General features: G+C 44.1%; 14 protein-coding genes. 5 read left to right on the forward strand and 9 right to left on the reverse strand.

Annotation, left to right across the window (positions count from 1 at the left end):
* The first annotated feature begins 20 nt into the window (after positions 1 to 20).
* Positions 21 to 878, forward strand: a complete 858-nt coding sequence (locus AC27IJ_RS18515; protein WP_487150120.1) for an AraC family transcriptional regulator — start codon at positions 21 to 23, stop codon at positions 876 to 878.
* A 148-nt stretch (positions 879 to 1026) separates the two neighbouring features.
* On the opposite strand, the gene AC27IJ_RS18520 is transcribed toward AC27IJ_RS18515, so the two are convergent.
* Complete coding sequence (locus tag AC27IJ_RS18520) at positions 1027 to 2304, reverse strand: MFS transporter (protein WP_487150122.1); 1278 nt, start codon at positions 2302 to 2304, stop codon at positions 1027 to 1029.
* A gap of 170 nt (positions 2305 to 2474) precedes the next feature.
* Between AC27IJ_RS18520 and AC27IJ_RS18525 the strand changes: the two genes are divergently transcribed.
* On the forward strand, positions 2475 to 3377 hold the full coding sequence (locus AC27IJ_RS18525) for an AraC family transcriptional regulator (RefSeq protein ID WP_487150124.1): 903 nt from the start codon (positions 2475 to 2477) through the stop codon (positions 3375 to 3377).
* Positions 3378 to 3498: 121 nt separating this feature from the next.
* Here the strand turns inward: AC27IJ_RS18525 and AC27IJ_RS18530 are convergent, their stop codons facing one another.
* The 4 genes from AC27IJ_RS18530 to nirJ2 are packed head-to-tail and all read right to left on the reverse strand — an operon-like array spanning position 3499 to position 7205.
* Positions 3499 to 4275, reverse strand: coding sequence for an ABC transporter ATP-binding protein (locus AC27IJ_RS18530; protein ID WP_487150126.1), 777 nt, complete (start codon positions 4273 to 4275; stop codon positions 3499 to 3501).
* A complete protein-coding gene (locus AC27IJ_RS18535) occupies positions 4272 to 5264 on the reverse strand; it encodes a FecCD family ABC transporter permease (protein WP_487150128.1) in 993 nt (330 codons plus the stop codon). The genes AC27IJ_RS18530 and AC27IJ_RS18535 overlap by 4 nt, the downstream gene beginning before the upstream one ends.
* Positions 5251 to 6195, reverse strand: coding sequence for an ABC transporter substrate-binding protein (locus tag AC27IJ_RS18540; protein ID WP_487150130.1), 945 nt, complete (start codon positions 6193 to 6195; stop codon positions 5251 to 5253). Before AC27IJ_RS18540 ends, AC27IJ_RS18535 begins: the two co-directional genes overlap by 14 nt.
* The gene (gene nirJ2, locus AC27IJ_RS18545) at positions 6192 to 7205 is read right to left on the reverse strand and encodes a putative heme d1 biosynthesis radical SAM protein NirJ2 (RefSeq protein ID WP_487150132.1); all 1014 of its coding nucleotides are present in this window, start codon (positions 7203 to 7205) and stop codon (positions 6192 to 6194) included. Before nirJ2 ends, AC27IJ_RS18540 begins: the two co-directional genes overlap by 4 nt.
* A 355-nt stretch (positions 7206 to 7560) precedes the next feature.
* On the opposite strand from nirJ2, the gene AC27IJ_RS18550 reads away from it, so the two are divergent.
* The 3 genes from AC27IJ_RS18550 to AC27IJ_RS18560 are packed head-to-tail and all read left to right on the forward strand — an operon-like array spanning position 7561 to position 10522.
* Complete coding sequence (locus AC27IJ_RS18550; RefSeq protein WP_487150134.1) at positions 7561 to 8814, forward strand: ABC transporter substrate-binding protein; 1254 nt, start codon at positions 7561 to 7563, stop codon at positions 8812 to 8814.
* Positions 8811 to 9512, forward strand: a complete 702-nt coding sequence (locus AC27IJ_RS18555) for a GTP-binding protein (RefSeq protein WP_038281541.1) — start codon at positions 8811 to 8813, stop codon at positions 9510 to 9512. Before AC27IJ_RS18550 ends, AC27IJ_RS18555 begins: the two co-directional genes overlap by 4 nt.
* Positions 9509 to 10522 carry an ATP-binding cassette domain-containing protein gene (locus AC27IJ_RS18560; protein WP_487150136.1) on the forward strand — a complete coding sequence of 338 codons (1014 nt, stop codon included), beginning with the start codon at positions 9509 to 9511 and terminating at the stop codon, positions 10520 to 10522. The genes AC27IJ_RS18555 and AC27IJ_RS18560 overlap by 4 nt, the downstream gene beginning before the upstream one ends.
* Positions 10523 to 10782: 260 nt before the next feature.
* On the opposite strand, the gene AC27IJ_RS18565 is transcribed toward AC27IJ_RS18560, so the two are convergent.
* The 4 genes from AC27IJ_RS18565 to AC27IJ_RS18580 all read right to left on the reverse strand — a co-directional run bounded on the left by AC27IJ_RS18565 (position 10783) and on the right by AC27IJ_RS18580 (position 15857).
* Positions 10783 to 11742 carry a D-2-hydroxyacid dehydrogenase gene (locus tag AC27IJ_RS18565; RefSeq protein ID WP_312448368.1) on the reverse strand — a complete coding sequence of 320 codons (960 nt, stop codon included), beginning with the start codon at positions 11740 to 11742 and terminating at the stop codon, positions 10783 to 10785.
* Between the two features lie 221 nt (positions 11743 to 11963).
* Entirely contained in the window at positions 11964 to 13715 is a 1752-nt protein-coding gene (locus AC27IJ_RS18570) for an FAD-dependent oxidoreductase (RefSeq protein WP_487150139.1), read from the reverse strand.
* On the reverse strand, positions 13712 to 14995 hold the full coding sequence (locus tag AC27IJ_RS18575; RefSeq protein ID WP_487150141.1) for an FAD-dependent oxidoreductase: 1284 nt from the start codon (positions 14993 to 14995) through the stop codon (positions 13712 to 13714). The genes AC27IJ_RS18570 and AC27IJ_RS18575 overlap by 4 nt, the downstream gene beginning before the upstream one ends.
* A 10-nt stretch (positions 14996 to 15005) precedes the next feature.
* Positions 15006 to 15857 carry a carbohydrate ABC transporter permease gene (locus AC27IJ_RS18580; protein ID WP_312504035.1) on the reverse strand — a complete coding sequence of 284 codons (852 nt, stop codon included), beginning with the start codon at positions 15855 to 15857 and terminating at the stop codon, positions 15006 to 15008.
* Positions 15858 to 15878 lie beyond the last annotated feature (21 nt).

Genomic DNA, 15878 nt, shown 5'->3' on the forward strand with positions numbered 1-15878 from the left:
CGGAAAACAGGAGGTACGCTATGAGAACGGTATATACTGATCTGAATATTAAGATTACTATTAATGATACAACATTCCTTGTTCTGAACATTGTGTTCGAGCGCTTTCTACGTTCCATGCCCAGGCACAGCCATGGGAACAACAGCTACGAGATCCATTACATTCCCTATGGTCATGGAACTGTCTATATTGATGACCAGGTTTACGATATTACCCCTAATACCCTTTACATGACCGGTCCCCATGTGGAGCATGAACAGATCCCTATTAAAAATGATCCAATGACAGAGTATTGCATCTATTTCAAGCTCCAGAGTTCCGGTGCCGGGAATCTGGGAACAGAAACCGTGGCATATAAATTCCAGCATACCCATTTCTGGTTCGGTCAGGATACCCAGGAGTTATATCCGCTGATGCAGCAGATTTTCTTTGAACTGGAGCACCGGTATACCGGTTATATGATTCAGGTAGAAACTCTGCTTCAGCAGTGTGTGGTGAAGATTGTCCGCAATTATGAAAACATGCGGCAGTCAAAGGTACATTTTTCTCCGTCCAATTTAGTGGACAGCAAATATATCATTGTTGAAGAAAGTTTTCTTTATGAATATGAGACCCTTACTTTAGAAAACCTGGCCGCACGCCTTGGCTTAAGCATCCGGCAGACAGAACGATTTTTAAAAGAATACTATGGTAAGACATTTCTTCAGAAAAAGACTGAGGCAAAGATGTCCATGGCAAAAATTTATCTAAACGACACCGGCTTAAACATTTCAGAAATTGCCGACCGGCTCAATTATTCATCTGTCCAGCATTTTTCCTATGCCTTTAAGCAGTATTACGGAATTTCAGCAAGCAATTATCGGAAAAACTGTCAATAAAACATGCACTTTTAACGGAAGGCGGTCAAGCCTCACTTTCAAAGTGCATGTTTTTCTGCTTTCTATAATTCGGCAGATCCAATTTAGCCAATGTAATTCCCCATTCTCCTTGGCATACAAACTTTGATACATCACGGGAAACGAATCCCTAAGATTCATACATTTTATGAAATACCATCTTCACAATTCCTACGGAACTCAATATCAGGAATACATAAACACATTTGAATATGTCCAACGAAAATAAAAAGGTCATAGAAATCCTGTCGTGCCTCGCATAATTTATAATGCTTCCAAACACATTCGTAGAAACAAATGCAGCGGCAAAAATAATAATCTGATATAAGTTAAGAACCAAAAAAGAATCTTCTGTTTTCACAAGGCTGTGCTGTAGAATTGTCATCATAAGATATACACCAGATGCAATTACTCCACTTAGCAGTGAAAATATGGTAATAAAAACAACATTGATTATACTGCCCGAAAGATTTACAGGGAGCATGATTAAAACCACCATATATATTAAATACAGCCTGCATATGTATCTGCTTCCCTTTTGTAAATTCCTATCTAGAACCCGGCCCATTAACGGAAGCAATAATGTTCCACCTAAATTATATAATGTTATATATAGTGATACCAGCTTTGAGGAATATCCCAGCACTGTTTTAAGATAAACCACATTCAGCGTAAATCCAATGCACAGAAATAACAAGTCTAAAATAAGCGCCCATAATATTTTCTTATTATCACTTATCTGCTGCAAGAATGGCCTGCTTATTTTATTACCATTATTATTATTTATAATATTCTGTTTCCCGCTTATTTTTCTGATTGCATAAAACTGTAATGTAAGGCCAAATAATGATACGTACAATAGTGCTTTGTATTGAATGCTGTTCATAACATCTCCAACAAAGAAAGCCAGGAGAAAAACAAAAATTGTGTTCAGTGACATGAATACAAACCGCATACGGCTAAAGAACTGACCTCTGTCACTAATAGTAGTAATCTCCCTCATTAAGGGCTGCCAACATATACCAACGCCATATTCTGTGGATATCTGATAAATAATGATTAAAGCCGTATAGTTCCAGACCCCCAGCAAGTTCCATGGAACAGATAATAGTACTACAACAAAAATCACTTTTACAATAATACTGATTTCTATCATTTTCACTTTGCTCCACCCTCTAAAGACGAATATCAGAGGGAGTCTTACCAATGCAACCAAAGGTATTAATGATATAATGAAGGTGATATTTACAATCTTTAATAATAGGATATCGGTTAGAAACAGTACCATAATATCGCCTGTCAGTGTATTCGTAATTATCTGGTTAAAAGAGTTAAAGATAATCGCCTGCTTCTGGCAATATCTTTTCTCACGATTAACAACAATGTCTTCCATTCTTCTTCTTTCCATTGCCATCCCTCTTATTTTCATATTCTCTGAAATACATGTTCCATACTTTTTATCAATGTATTTCGCAGAATGCATGTTTTATTGACAAATCATTTGAAACCATTATAATAATATTAATGTTAAAAAAATATCCATATTTTGATTGTTTTTATCATTAAATTGAGGTGCCTATGCAAATTTCGGTTGATCATCAACATAGAGAGTTAAAAATGCATGGATCTAAAGAATATCCCATTTTAATCAGTAAAGAAGTGCTGTCCAGATATGACAAAGGTTATTTTCTGGATCATTGGCATCCAGAAATAGAATTTACCTATATTATAGAAGGTGAAATTCTATATACCATCAATGGTTTTGAACTTCTATTAAAAGAGGGACAGGGAATTTTCTGTAATCAAAACATGATGCATAGCGGGAAAATGCATAACAGGCAAGAATGCAAGTATTTATCCATCACATTCCTGCCTAAGCTCATTTATGGCTTTGAATTAAGTCGTATTAAGACAAAATATATAGATGAAATCGTTAAAAACCCGTCTCTGTCTCACCTTTTGCTGCTAGACAATGACCAAGGTGCAAGAACTATCCTGGAAATTTTATCAGAGATTAATACTTTGCAATTGATAAATAAAGAAATCAATGAATTAAAACTGCTTACACTTTTAACCTCCATATGGATGAATTTATATGACTGCTTTGAAAAATCAAAGGATGAATTATCAGTATGTTCTTATAATGAGAAGGAGCTGAATCGGCTAAAGAAAATATTAGAATATATACATAATAATTATGGCAGTAAGATATCTTTAGAAGAGATTGCCGGTACCATAAACATTTGTACCAATGAATGCTGTCGATTCTTTAAGAAACATATGAACGCAACGATAAGTGCCTATATATCAGACTATAGAATTGAAAAAAGTCTATACCTATTAGATAATACTGATTTAAGTATTACAGAATTATCGCATGATATAGGTTTTTCTAGCGGAAGCTATTTTACTCAGGTTTTTCGTAAGAAAATGGGCTTTACTCCCAATCAATATAGGAATAGAAAAAATGATCATATATAAAAAAGCGATTCTTCATGGTTTTTATGATGTGACCCCAATAAGTTGGATTTTTTGGTCTAACTTATTGAGGTCAGTTCATTATTATCATTGCAGAACCGCTTTTTTATTTTACAGCTTAATTTTATATTTTAAAGGAATAATAATACGACTTCCCCTTTTCCGTCAGCCGCCGGATATCCACCTTAAAGATATCACTGATACAGCTATGTACCCTGTGGTCCGAAGCTTCCTCATAAGCAACCACCCTCCCATTTTCCATCACAGCCAGCCGGTCTGAATAATTGAGAGCCAGATTGAGATCATGCAAAACCAGAACAATGGTTTTTCCAAGTTTCCTGTTTAAACTGCTGATAAGCTCCATAATTTCATAGGAAACATTAATATCAAGATAAGTTGTGGGTTCATCCAGAATAATAACCGGCGTATCCTGAGCCAGCACCATGGCAAGAAAAACACGCTGACGCTCTCCACCTGAAAGCTGACGCACATTTTTATTTCGAAGAAACTGGCAGCATGTCATTTTCATGGCATATTCCGTCAGCCGTTTATCCTCGGCAGAAGAGAAACTGACCGGAGACTGGTGGGGATATCTTCCTGACATCACCGCATCTTCCACTGCCATATCCGGTACGTGGCTGCTTTGAAGCAGCACGGATACGTTCCTGGCAAACTCCTTCCGTTTCATACCGCCGATTTCCTTATTCTCTAAAAATACCTTTCCCTTATCAGGATGCAAAAGCCGGGAAGAAAGCTTTAACACCGTGCTTTTACCACATCCGTTGGGTCCGACGATGGTGGTTATCTTACCTTTTTCAAAATTTAAGTCCATCCCACGGATCAGCGGCTGCCTGTTATAAGAATAAGTCACTTCCTCAAGCCTGATCATAATTTCCATCATTCCTTCCGCCTGTTTTTAAGAATCAGATAAAGAAAAAACGGCCCTCCCAAAAAGGACATCAAAATACCCACCGGCAGTTCATAGGGCAGGAATAAGGTTCTGGCTAGCAAATCGCACAAAATTACGAATATGCCACCTGTCAGAGCGCTTGCAGGGATGACAAACCGGTTGTCCTGGCCGATCATTAATTTCACCCCATGGGGAACCAGAAGACCTACAAAACCGATCATCCCGGCAAAGCTGACGGCCGCACCTGCAAGTATGGCTGCAATGGCCAAATAGACGCATCGGCAGGCATTTACATTCATGCCCAGGGTTTTTGCGCTGTCTGCCCCAAGATTTAAAATGTTCAGACCCTTGGAACAAAGCAGCGCCAGAAAAAAGCCTGCGGCAATAAAAACCGAAGGATAGACAAGAGCATTTGAAGTAACAGAGGAAAGCCCTCCAACCAGAAAATTTCCTGCACCTACGTAGGCATCCGGATATAAAATCATAACCGTATTCATTCCTGCACTAAAAATACTGTTAACCGCAAAGCCTGTTAAAACCAGCATGACCCTTGACAATCTGCCGGTCATGGTAATGGCAAGAACCAGCATACAGGCAAGGAGCGCACCGGAAAATGCCGACAAGGGCAGGAAAAGCGGATCTGCCGGAAGAAATGCAGATGCCAGCAGAACGAAAAGTCCGGCTCCTGCATTAACGCCTATGATATTAGGACTTGCCAGAGGATTGTTTAACACGGACTGAATGATCGCACCGGATACTGCAAGTGCGCTTCCTGAAAGCAGGGCAGCTGTGACTCTCGGCAGGCGTACCGTAAGGAGAATCCGGTATAAAAAATCATCAGGCTCTCCTGCAGACAGGGTAGCAACAAGAACAGATGGCCGGATGTTACAGGTTCCAAGACACAATCCCAGAAAAATCGAAACCGCAAGCCCTGCAACTGACAAAAGGATAAGCAGCCGCGCCTTATTATTCCTTCCCATAAAGTATCTCCGAAAGGTATTGATAGCTTTCTCCCCATTTACCATTGGGTTTATAAAGGAACTTTTCCTTTGGCAACAGGATGTAACGGTTATTTTTAACGGCATTAAGGCCATTCCATGCCGGATTCTTTTCAATGCTTTCCTTTAAATTCTTCATGGCAAGAGCATCGTCATTTCCCATGGGAATCACAAAAATATAATCAGGATCTTCTTTTACGATGCTTTCCATGCTGAACTCCTTTAACAGGCTCTGATTCTCGTCGGCTATATTTTTACAACCAAGATCATTTAACATTTTTCCTGTCATGGTCTTGGAATTCTGCGCCACCGCTCCCCCGGAATAAGTAATGAGAAGTAAAACAGAAGGAGGCTCCTTGGCTTTTGCTCCGGAAAGAATTTCCTCAATCTCTGTTTTCACAGACAACCCATTTTTTTCATACATCTCTTTTCTCCCGGTTATTTCCGTACAGGTTTTAAGCATGGACAAATAATCTTCAAAATATGTCACTTTAAAATAGGCAGCCGTAATGCCCGACTGTTTCAAAACCTCTTTGAGCGCTGCATGCTCCTTGGTTTCTGATGACAATAGAACCAGATCCGGGTTTAAGGCTATAATTTTTTCTACATTGGGACTGTTATATTTCCCTACAGAAACAGTTTCCTCCGAAAGTTCCAGCCCTCTTTCATCAAATGCATCGTCCGTAACACCGGCAAGCCTGCCTCCGGCTGACAACCAGACTTCTGCAAAGCTCACCATCAAAGCCACCACACGCTCTGGTTTCCGGACTGTCACCTCCTGTCCAAGGGCATCGGTAAAGCAGTATCCCTCCGGTGTCACGGAAACCGGTTCCCCTGTCCTTTTGCCGCACCCGGCAAGCATATTAACCAGCATAAAAATCATCACTGCATACACCATGGTTTTTTTCTTCAATTTATCAAGGCACCTTCTTTGCATAATTGTTTTCCATAAGCGCAATAGCTGTCTTCCGCCATATAATCGCCGCCATTATAATATCCTGCCCGCGCACGGCAGCCTCCGCACTCTTTCCCGTAAACGCAGTCACGGCATGTCCCCTTATAATCCCGGGTGCGCAGGGTTTTAAACAGGCTGCTGTTTTTCCATATTTCATCAAAAGGTTCTTTGCGGATATCTCCTGCTTCCTCAACCATATAGGCACAGGGACGGACCTTTCCAACGGGGCTTACTACGCAATAGGAAAGTCCGGCCAGACATCCTCTGGTAAAGCGGGTATCTACTTCCATCTCCTTTGCCACCCTTGTAAATTGAGGGGCACAGGTGGGTTTGATATCAATGGGAACCTCCTTCTGCTTCTTCATAATGGTCTGCAAAAGCCTTTCGTACTCCATGACTTTCAGCGAGGTTTCTTCTAAATATCTCCCTCTGCCAACCGGAATCAGGAAAAACAGGTAATTGGCTACAGCACCTGATTTCACGCTGAAATCAATAATATCTTCCACTTCTTCCTGATTCCAGTCCATGATCGTGGTATGTATCTGAAAGGGCAGGCCGGCTTTTTTACAATTCCTGATTCCTTCTAAAGTCAGCCGGTATGCATTTTCATCTCCTCTGAACCGATTATGCTTTTGTTCATCCAGGCTGTCAAGGCTGATCCCCATGACTGCAGCTTTACACTTCTTTAAATTTTCAGCCGCTTCCTCCGTAATCAGCATTCCGTTGGTGCCAAAAACAGGCCGAAGGCCCGCAGCGGCTGCATAGGATACCAGGGTATAGATATCCGGGCGCATGAGCGGTTCCCCTCCGCTGAATATCATAATGTGAAAACCGGCTCCGGCGATTTCATCGATCAGCCTTTTGGCTTCTTCCGTTGTTAATTCATCTGCCTTTTTACTGCCGGCATCCTGGTAACAATGCTTGCACTTAAGATTACACTGGTTTGTTGTCATCCATGAAACGATCATATGCTTTCTCCTTGTACTATTCTTTAAACCATTTAATTCATCATAATTCCATCAGCCCTTTTTCATTCCATAATTTTTTACTTTTTTACAGGTATTCAGAAAATAAACGTTGTTTTCAGTACTTTCCATAAGTCGTATCCATCATAAATCATAAGTTTCAGTTTCAAAACCAGCGGAAGCACTAATTAGTTCTTTTGATTTTACATGGTAAACAGGTGTAATTTTATGGTTTTTAATAAATAGTATCAATAACGAATCCTCATGTGTTGTAATTACAACAACCAAATGGGAAATCATATGTTATGATAAACATATCGAATAACCAGACTTTTATCGCATATAGAAAGGAAGAAAAATGGCACATTATATAAAAGCTACCGACACCATTTACGATATCACTGAAAAACACCCCGAAACAATCGGACTGTTTGTGGCAAATGGTTTTGAGCAATTAAACAATCCAATCATGCGCAACACTCTTGGGAAGACAGTCACTCTGGAAATGGCTTTATCCATGCGAAAGCTCAATCAGGAGCTTTTCATGGAAAAGCTGGAAGAAACCATTAAGCAAAACCTTCCGGACCTCACTTCCGGGCTTACCCCTACAAGAAAGGAAGAAGGCGGCGATATCCGCATTGAAGGTGTACTCCCCTGCCCCATTCGCCTTCCCCTTCTGGAAAAATTCGAAGCCTGGATGGCTTCCCAGAAAGATACCATGGACTATAAGGTAGACTACAACTTAAAATCTGCCAACCTTGGACTGGATGATGTAAAGGAACGGATCATCGCCGCAGACGGCAACGCTGATGCCTTATCAGATCTCTATCTTTCGGCTGGCTTTGACTTGTTTTTTGATAAAAACCTAATGGGACGCTACCGGGATTCCGGTACATTCGAAGATATTTCAGATATTAAGCAAATAAATCCTGATTTTGACAATGACGCCATTTCTTTAAAGGATCCCAGAAACCAATATGCCATCATCGGCATCGTTCCGGCGGTGATCATGGTAAATACCGCTGTTTTAGGAGATCGTCCTTATCCCGAAAGCTGGGCAGATTTAATGAAGCCTGAATTTGAAAACAGCGTCAGCATGCCTATGAAGGACTTGGACATGTTCAATGCATTTTTGCTGCACATCCATCGGTATTACGGGGATGAGGGCATTGCAAAAATGGGTAAGGCTCTTTTGCGCAGCATGCATCCGGCCCAGATGGTAAAATCTCATATTTCAAAAGATGGAAATAAGGTCCCTGCCGTTACGATTTCCCCTTACTTTTTTGCCAGCATGGCAGATGAGAAAAGTCCCCTCCGTCCCGTATGGCCAAAGGATGGCGCGATCATTAGCCCGATTTTCCTTTTGGCAAGATCAAAGAACAGGGAAAAAGTTAAACCATTTGTGGACTTCCTCTATTCTGAAGAAATAGGTGAAATCCTTTCCTCTAACGGAAAATTTCCTTCTACCAATCCGCTGGTAAACAACCACTTAAAACCAGATCAGAAATTCATGTGGCTTGGCTGGGATTATATTCACAGCCATGATATCGGAGAGTTGATCAAGACAACAGAACGGCTGTTTTATCAGGCAGCGGAAAAGGAGGCTTTATGAATCTGATTATTGTTTCAGGCCCCCCTTCCTCGGGGAAGACGTCTGTGATATTAAAAACCATCGCCTCTTATCAGAGCAGAAATATAAAGGTAGGTGTTGTCAAATTTGACTGTCTTTATACAGATGACGATGCTGCTTATGAAAAAGCCGGTATCCCGGTAAAAAAGGGACTTTCCGGCGCCTTATGCCCTGACCATTTCTTTGCTTCCAATATTGAGGAGGTGGTAAATTGGGGCAATGAGGAAAAGCTGGATTTACTCATCACAGAATCCGCCGGTCTTTGCAACCGCTGTTCACCCTACTTAAAGGAAATCAAGGGAGTATGCGTCATTGACAATCTTTCCGGCATCAATACCCCGAAAAAGATCGGTCCCATGTTAAAATCCGCTGATTTTGTGGTAATTACAAAAGGGGACATCGTGTCTCAGGCGGAGCGTGAGGTTTTCGCCTCCTGTGTAAGCTCCGTAAATCCCCGTGCCGTCACCATGCATGTAAACGGCTTAACCGGGCAGGGAGCCTACGAGTTGGGAAGCCTTCTCTATGATGAAAACCAGAACATCGAATCCGTCCAGGGCATGCAGCTTCGCTTCCCCATGCCTTCCGCTCTCTGCTCCTATTGTCTTGGAGAAACAAGGATCGGAGAAGCATTTCAGATGGGAAACGTTAAAAAAATCAATTTGGGGGCAGATAAGACATGATGGAATTAAGCTTAGACCAGCTTCTTAAAGAATATCCCTTTGTAAGCACATACTTTGAACAAAACAGGCTGGATATTGCCGGGTATGGGGATAAGACCTTCCGGGAATATTTAGAGCATTTTACAGAGGAAGAATTAGAGGATCAGGCCATCGACAAGGAAAAGCTCCTGTCCAATCTTCCTGTCTATTTAGAACAGATGAGTGCATTTCTGGGTCTTGATAAAAGCAACCGGGTCCTTTCCATGACAATCCTGGCGGGAAATGACAAATCCGGTAATCCGGAAGGCTTTACAGAATTAACGGTGGAAACCTCTCAGATTATATCTATTGTAGGGCCTACGGGGTCCGGCAAAAGCCGCCTTTTGGCAGATATTGAATGGGCGGCGCAAAAGGATACGCCTACAGGCCGCAGCATTTTGATCAACGGAAAGAAACCGGATAATAAATGGCGTTTCTCCTCCAATAACCGGCTGGTGGCGCAGTTGTCCCAGAACATGAATTTTGTCATGGACCTTACGGTGGAGGAATTTTTAAGGATGCATGCCGTAAGCCGTCTGGTGGAAAACCCCCAGACTGTTATTGAACAGATCATCCTGGCCGCCAATCATCTGGCAGGTGAAAAATTTGACTTTACCACTCCTGTCACCAGCTTAAGCGGAGGACAGTCCAGAGCCCTGATGATCGCAGATACTGCTATTTTAAGCTCTTCTCCCATTGTTCTCATCGATGAAATCGAAAATGCCGGAATTGACCGCAAAAAAGCGCTTGAGCTATTGATCTCCTCCGATAAGATCGTCTTAATGGCGACTCACGACCCTCTTCTGGCGCTTATGGCAGACAAGCGGATCATCATTAAAAACGGCGGAATCAGTAAAGTCCTGGATACCAATGAGGAAGAAAAACTCTTGTTAGAGGAGCTTGAAAAGATGGATTCCCTGATACAGAATGCACGTCAGGAGCTGCGTATGGGAAGTACCTTGTCTGCGAAAACCCTGGACATGGATATATAATACTATTTAGAGGAAAAAAAGAATCCTGTTTGCCGGCGGATGTGTTCAGACATCTGCCGGTAAACAGGATTTCTGCCATACTGTACCGCTGCCTGTTTGTATATGTAAATATGCTTTTTCAACCGGAGATAGCTTCCAATCCCTCAATCAAAACCTGTCTGTCGCAGGCATAACCGATTCTCATGCTGCGGGGCTGCTCAAAGCAATCACCCCGGCGTTACGAACGCACACAAACAGTCAACCGTTCTTTTCAAATCCGATCATTTATTAACAATATTCCCTGGCTGTCCTTTCACATAAGACTTCAGATTATCCACTGCAATATTCATCAGTCTCTGTCTCGTTTCTTTTGGCGCCCAGGCAATATGAGGGGTAATGATACAGTTTTTTGCTTTCAGCAGCGGATTATCTGTCTTCATGGGTTCCACAGAAACAACGTCAACCGCCGCACCACCGACTTTGCCGCTGTTTAATGCTTCCATTAAATCTTCCTCTACAATTAGGGGGCCTCTGGAGCTGTTGAGGATCATAACATTGTTTTTCATTTTAGCTATGGTCTCTTTATTGATAATACCCTGAGTCTCAGGAAGAAGAGGGCAATGGAGGGAGATTACATCTGATTTAGCAAGCAGCTCATCCAGATCTGTATAACGGCAGGTTTCCGATTCCAGGCTTTCAATTCTATTTCTGGAACAGGCCAGAATGTTCATACCCAAAGCCTGTGCGATTTTAGCCGTGACCTGCCCAATTCTTCCAAATCCAATAATTCCCATCGTCTTCCCCGCCAGTTCTGTTAACGGGTAATTCCAAAAGCAAAAATCTTTACTTCTGGTCCAGTCACCCTCCATGACATATTGGGAATGCGCTCCAATGTGATGACACAGCTCCAGTAAAAGTGCAATGGTAAACTGGGCAACAGCTTCTGTCCCATAGGAAGGGATATTGGACACAAGAATCCCTTTTTCTTTTGCCGCCTTCGCATCCACAACATTGTAGCCGGTTGCCAGCACACCGATGTATTTTATAGCTGGGCATGCTTCTAATGTGGATTTGCTGACAGGCGTCTTGTTGGTATAGACGATCTCCGCATCACCGATCCTCTCCACGATCAGCTCCGCCGGAGTCCTTTCATAAACCGTAACCTCTCCGAATTCTTCCATTCCGCTCCAGGATAAATCTCCTGGATTTTCCGTATATCCGTCTAATACTACGATCTTCATTTTGCATTTTCTCCTGTCCTGCTGCCGGAAATCAATTTTGTTTTATTCTACCACAGAGTATCAGAAGCGGCAATATTGTTAAGCTCATCTGTAAACTTTTCTGCCCTGTTTCCCGTCGGTTCTAAAAAGGAGGATCATACCTCTGATCCACATGCGAAAGACAAGAAATGCCTTCTCCAGATATACTTTCCCTGGAGAAGGCTGAAACATCTTACCACTATTTAATAAATCCTCACTTCAAAAATCCCTGCTTCCCTGCTTCCGTATGTAGAAATGGGGCTGATCCTGACGGCGTCTCCTTCCGTTCCTTCAATTAAGAGCTGCTGAAGCCTCTGGCCATGGGACTGGGCCGCTATATGCTCTACAACCTCCCCTTCCAGGAGGATATCCACTTCATATTCCTTTAAGAGCTCCGACGGCGGCCCGGACTTCTGTCCGGAAAGCACTCCCTGGTTTATGGAAGGGGTGATCTCCCTGCATAAATTAGAGTCCAACACCAGACGTATTTCCCGGATTGGCGTCTTCCCTGGAAGGGATAGAAGCAGGGAAGGACGGTCTTCTATGGCGGCACGCCAGCAGTTTGACTCCTCATCCACCGTTCTTGCCACTCCGTTTACCGCCTTTTCCGGCTCACAACCCGGAATATGGTGGGTGGCTGTCACCACTGCCTGCCTGGCGAAATCAGCCGGATCCTGGTTGGCAACAAAGGGGATATAGCAGTCATCCTTTAAAAGCTCCTGCTGCAGATCTCCCACACAATCAAGGATTTCCCTCGGCCCCAGATTCCTTTTTACTGCCATAGAAGCGGCCGTACCTACCGCCTGACCAACGACCGCGCAGGTTCCCATAACCCTTGTTGAGGAAAATGCCACATGGGAACAGCTAATGGCTCTGCCTCCCAAAAACAGATTCCGGATGTTTTTTGAATACAGACACCGGTAGGGTATGGAGTATATGCCGTTTACCTGGTTCCAGACCGTAGGAACATCGCTTTCATTTAAAAAGCCTTCTACCGTATGGATATCCATGGGCCAGCCCCCATAGGCTATGGAATCATCAAACCGGGTGCTCTCCAGACAGTCCTTTTCCGTCAGAACATAATCCCCTATGAGCCGGCGGCTTTCCCTTTTTCCGGGCAGAAAGCCCACCCACTCCAGCTCCATACGCTCCGCACCGTGTTCTCCGCCGTTTTTAATATGATCCCATACGCCGAATACAGCTTTTAACAGCTCATCACGAAGCTCTTCTCCATGGGAGATCACATCCCATTCTCCGCCTCCCAGCTCGATCCACCAGTACCCGGAGGTGACATCGCTGTGGTCCCGAAGACTAAGCTGCTCCTCGGTATAGGTATTGGCCCAGAAAGGCTTTATAAAGGGCACCTCATGTCCCATATCCCTGGCCTTGAACATGAGGGAATTCCCCATGGTATAAGGATCCTCTGCTTCCGGGGCCAGAGACTCTCCATATTGGGAACTGCTCTCTCTGCCGATCCGGTACTCCGCTCCCGCCTTAGCTCCCAGCACGCCATCCCCCGTGGCATCTAAAAACAGAGTGCCGGAAATGCGGAAAGTTTTCTCCGTTGTCATCTGCAGGGCACATACTGCCTCGATCCTGTCACCATCGCATAAGACCTCCGTCATATGGGTATTTAAGTAAAGGGTAAGATTCTCCTGATAATGGACCTTTTCCCATAGAACGGAATCAAAAATCGGATACACCATCTCCGGGTTTCTCCGCTTGTTTTCCAGAAGTATTTCTTCTAAAATTCCGGTTTCCCGGGCATTGGGGACCGACATATGATGGTCTGCCCCACAGATATGCATCCGGATTTCGGAGCTGGCATTGCCGCCTAAAACAGGCCTGTTATGGATCAGAGCCGTTTTCACACCTTTTCTGGCGGCGGCAATGGCAGCGCAGACACCGGACATACCGCCACCCACTACGACAAAGTCATAATGATATGTGTTCACGGATTCACCCCCAATTCCATAAGACGGCTCTGAACCTTTTTCACTTCAAGGGCTCTGGGCACTGTTTCAGAAGCGGCGCACATGGCTGCTGCAATGCCCACCGCCTGCCCCATATTGGCGCAGATTGGCATGACCCGGTAATTGGAATGGGCCATGTGGGTTCCTGAAATATTTCTTCCCGCCAGATACAGATTGTCGATTTCCAAGGGCACGAAACAGCCGTAAGGGATGGTATACCCTTTTGTCTGAGGGAAATGCTTTTGACTGCCGGTTTCATCAAGGCCATTACCGGTTAAGTTGTGCACGTCAAAATTAAAGCTGGCCTTTGTCACCACCCAGTTGTCAAATACCCGGGCCTCCAGGATATCCTGCGAGTTAATGGTCTCTTCTCCCTTAAAATGCCTGGTTTCCCGGATTCCCACCAGGGAGGCGGAGCTGATGATATAACAGTTTTCAAAGCCCGGTACATATCTTCTAAGAAAAGCAACGATTTCATCCATCTGCTCTCTGCATACCAGGGTTGCCTTAGTCAGATCCTCGGCCCTTGTACCGTCCACTCCGGTGCAGTTGGTCATATTGCAGGTGACCACTCCTGGAAGCGTTGTCTTGTAAAGAAGCACATGCCCCGCCGGTCCCGGCAGATGCTTCTTCCCCAGTTCCTGTAAATCCCCGTCAGGAAGGGCAAAGCTTTCTTCAAAGCCGCCGGGAAAAACACCTCTCTCCTCATCAACGCCTGCCACCTTAAACATGATCGTAGCCGGCTGCATGAGCCCGTCGCCCTCTCTGCCCTTCAAATAGGGAGCGCCGGCCTTTGCCGCTATGTCTCCGTCTCCTGTGGCGTCAATGACGATCTTGGCTAGAACGGCCTCTCTGCCTGACTTGCTTTCCAGGATTACTCCCTTGATCACATTTCCCTCCATAATAACATCACTGGCTAAGGTATACAGCCTGAGACTAACCCCTGCCTCCATAAGCATACGGAGAAAAACCGTCTTTAAGCGCTCAGGATTAATGATCTGCCGTCCTTCCCCCGAAAACTCTGCCGAACAGCTCAGGATTTCCTCGTAAAATCCCCCTTCCGTATTTCCCGTCCAATGGCTCATAAGCCCTGCCGTTGCGATTCCTCCCACATCTCCCGTCTGTTCTGCCAGCATGGTCACAGCACCTTCTCTTGCAGCAGCAACCGCCGCCCCGATTCCTGCCGGTCCCGCACCAAGCACCAGTACATCCACCTCACGTATCACAGGTATTTCTCTTTTATTTTCTGTTATATATTTCATATTTTCAACCTTATCCTTTCACCGCACCGGCCACCAGGCCCTTGACAAGAAACTTCTGCCCCAGCAAAAATACGAGGAAAGCAGGAATCAGGGCAGAGGCTGCCGCCGCCATGACCAGATTATATTCCGTCACGCTTTCTTCTATAAAGTTCGTAAGGGCGATAGGTATTGTATATAACCTCCAATCGCTTAAAAACACAAGAGGCTCTAAATAGCTGTTCCAGTTCCAGAGGAATACTACCATTGCTAAAGACGCCATATTGGGTTTGGCAATCGGCACCATGATCTTTAGCCATATGAGAAACTCGTGGGCCCCATCCACCCTTGCCGATTCTCTCAGTTCATCCGGGATCTGCATAAAATACTGGCGCATGAGAAATGTGCCTGTAATGGTAATAAGTCCCGGAAGGATCAGGGTTAAGTGGGTTCCGGTTAGCCCCATTTTATTGAACATGACAAATTTAGGGATCAGTGTCACTTGACTGGGGATCATCATGGTCGCCAGATAGATCAGGAAGAGGATATTCCGTCCCCTGAACTTTATTTTTGCAAAGGCATACCCTGCCAGAGTGCTGGTAAGCACTGATCCCGTCAGATTGATGACGGCGATCTTTATGGAGTTCCAGTATGCCAGGCCAAAATGGTAATCCCTTACTGCCAGGCCCCCCACATTCCACACTTTCTTGTAATTATCAGGATAAAAATATTTTGGTATCCATTCAATCGGCAGCTTCATGACATCCAGGGGAAGCTTCATTGATGCCGAAAGCATCCATAAAAACGGGGTGACCATGGAGACAGCCAGAGCCCCTATGATTACGGTAAACAGGACCCTAAGGATGATCCGTTGATGTTTCTTCATTCCAGGTGCCTCCTTTCCTCT

Source organism: Lacrimispora sp. YZC11, from assembly GCF_057543815.1.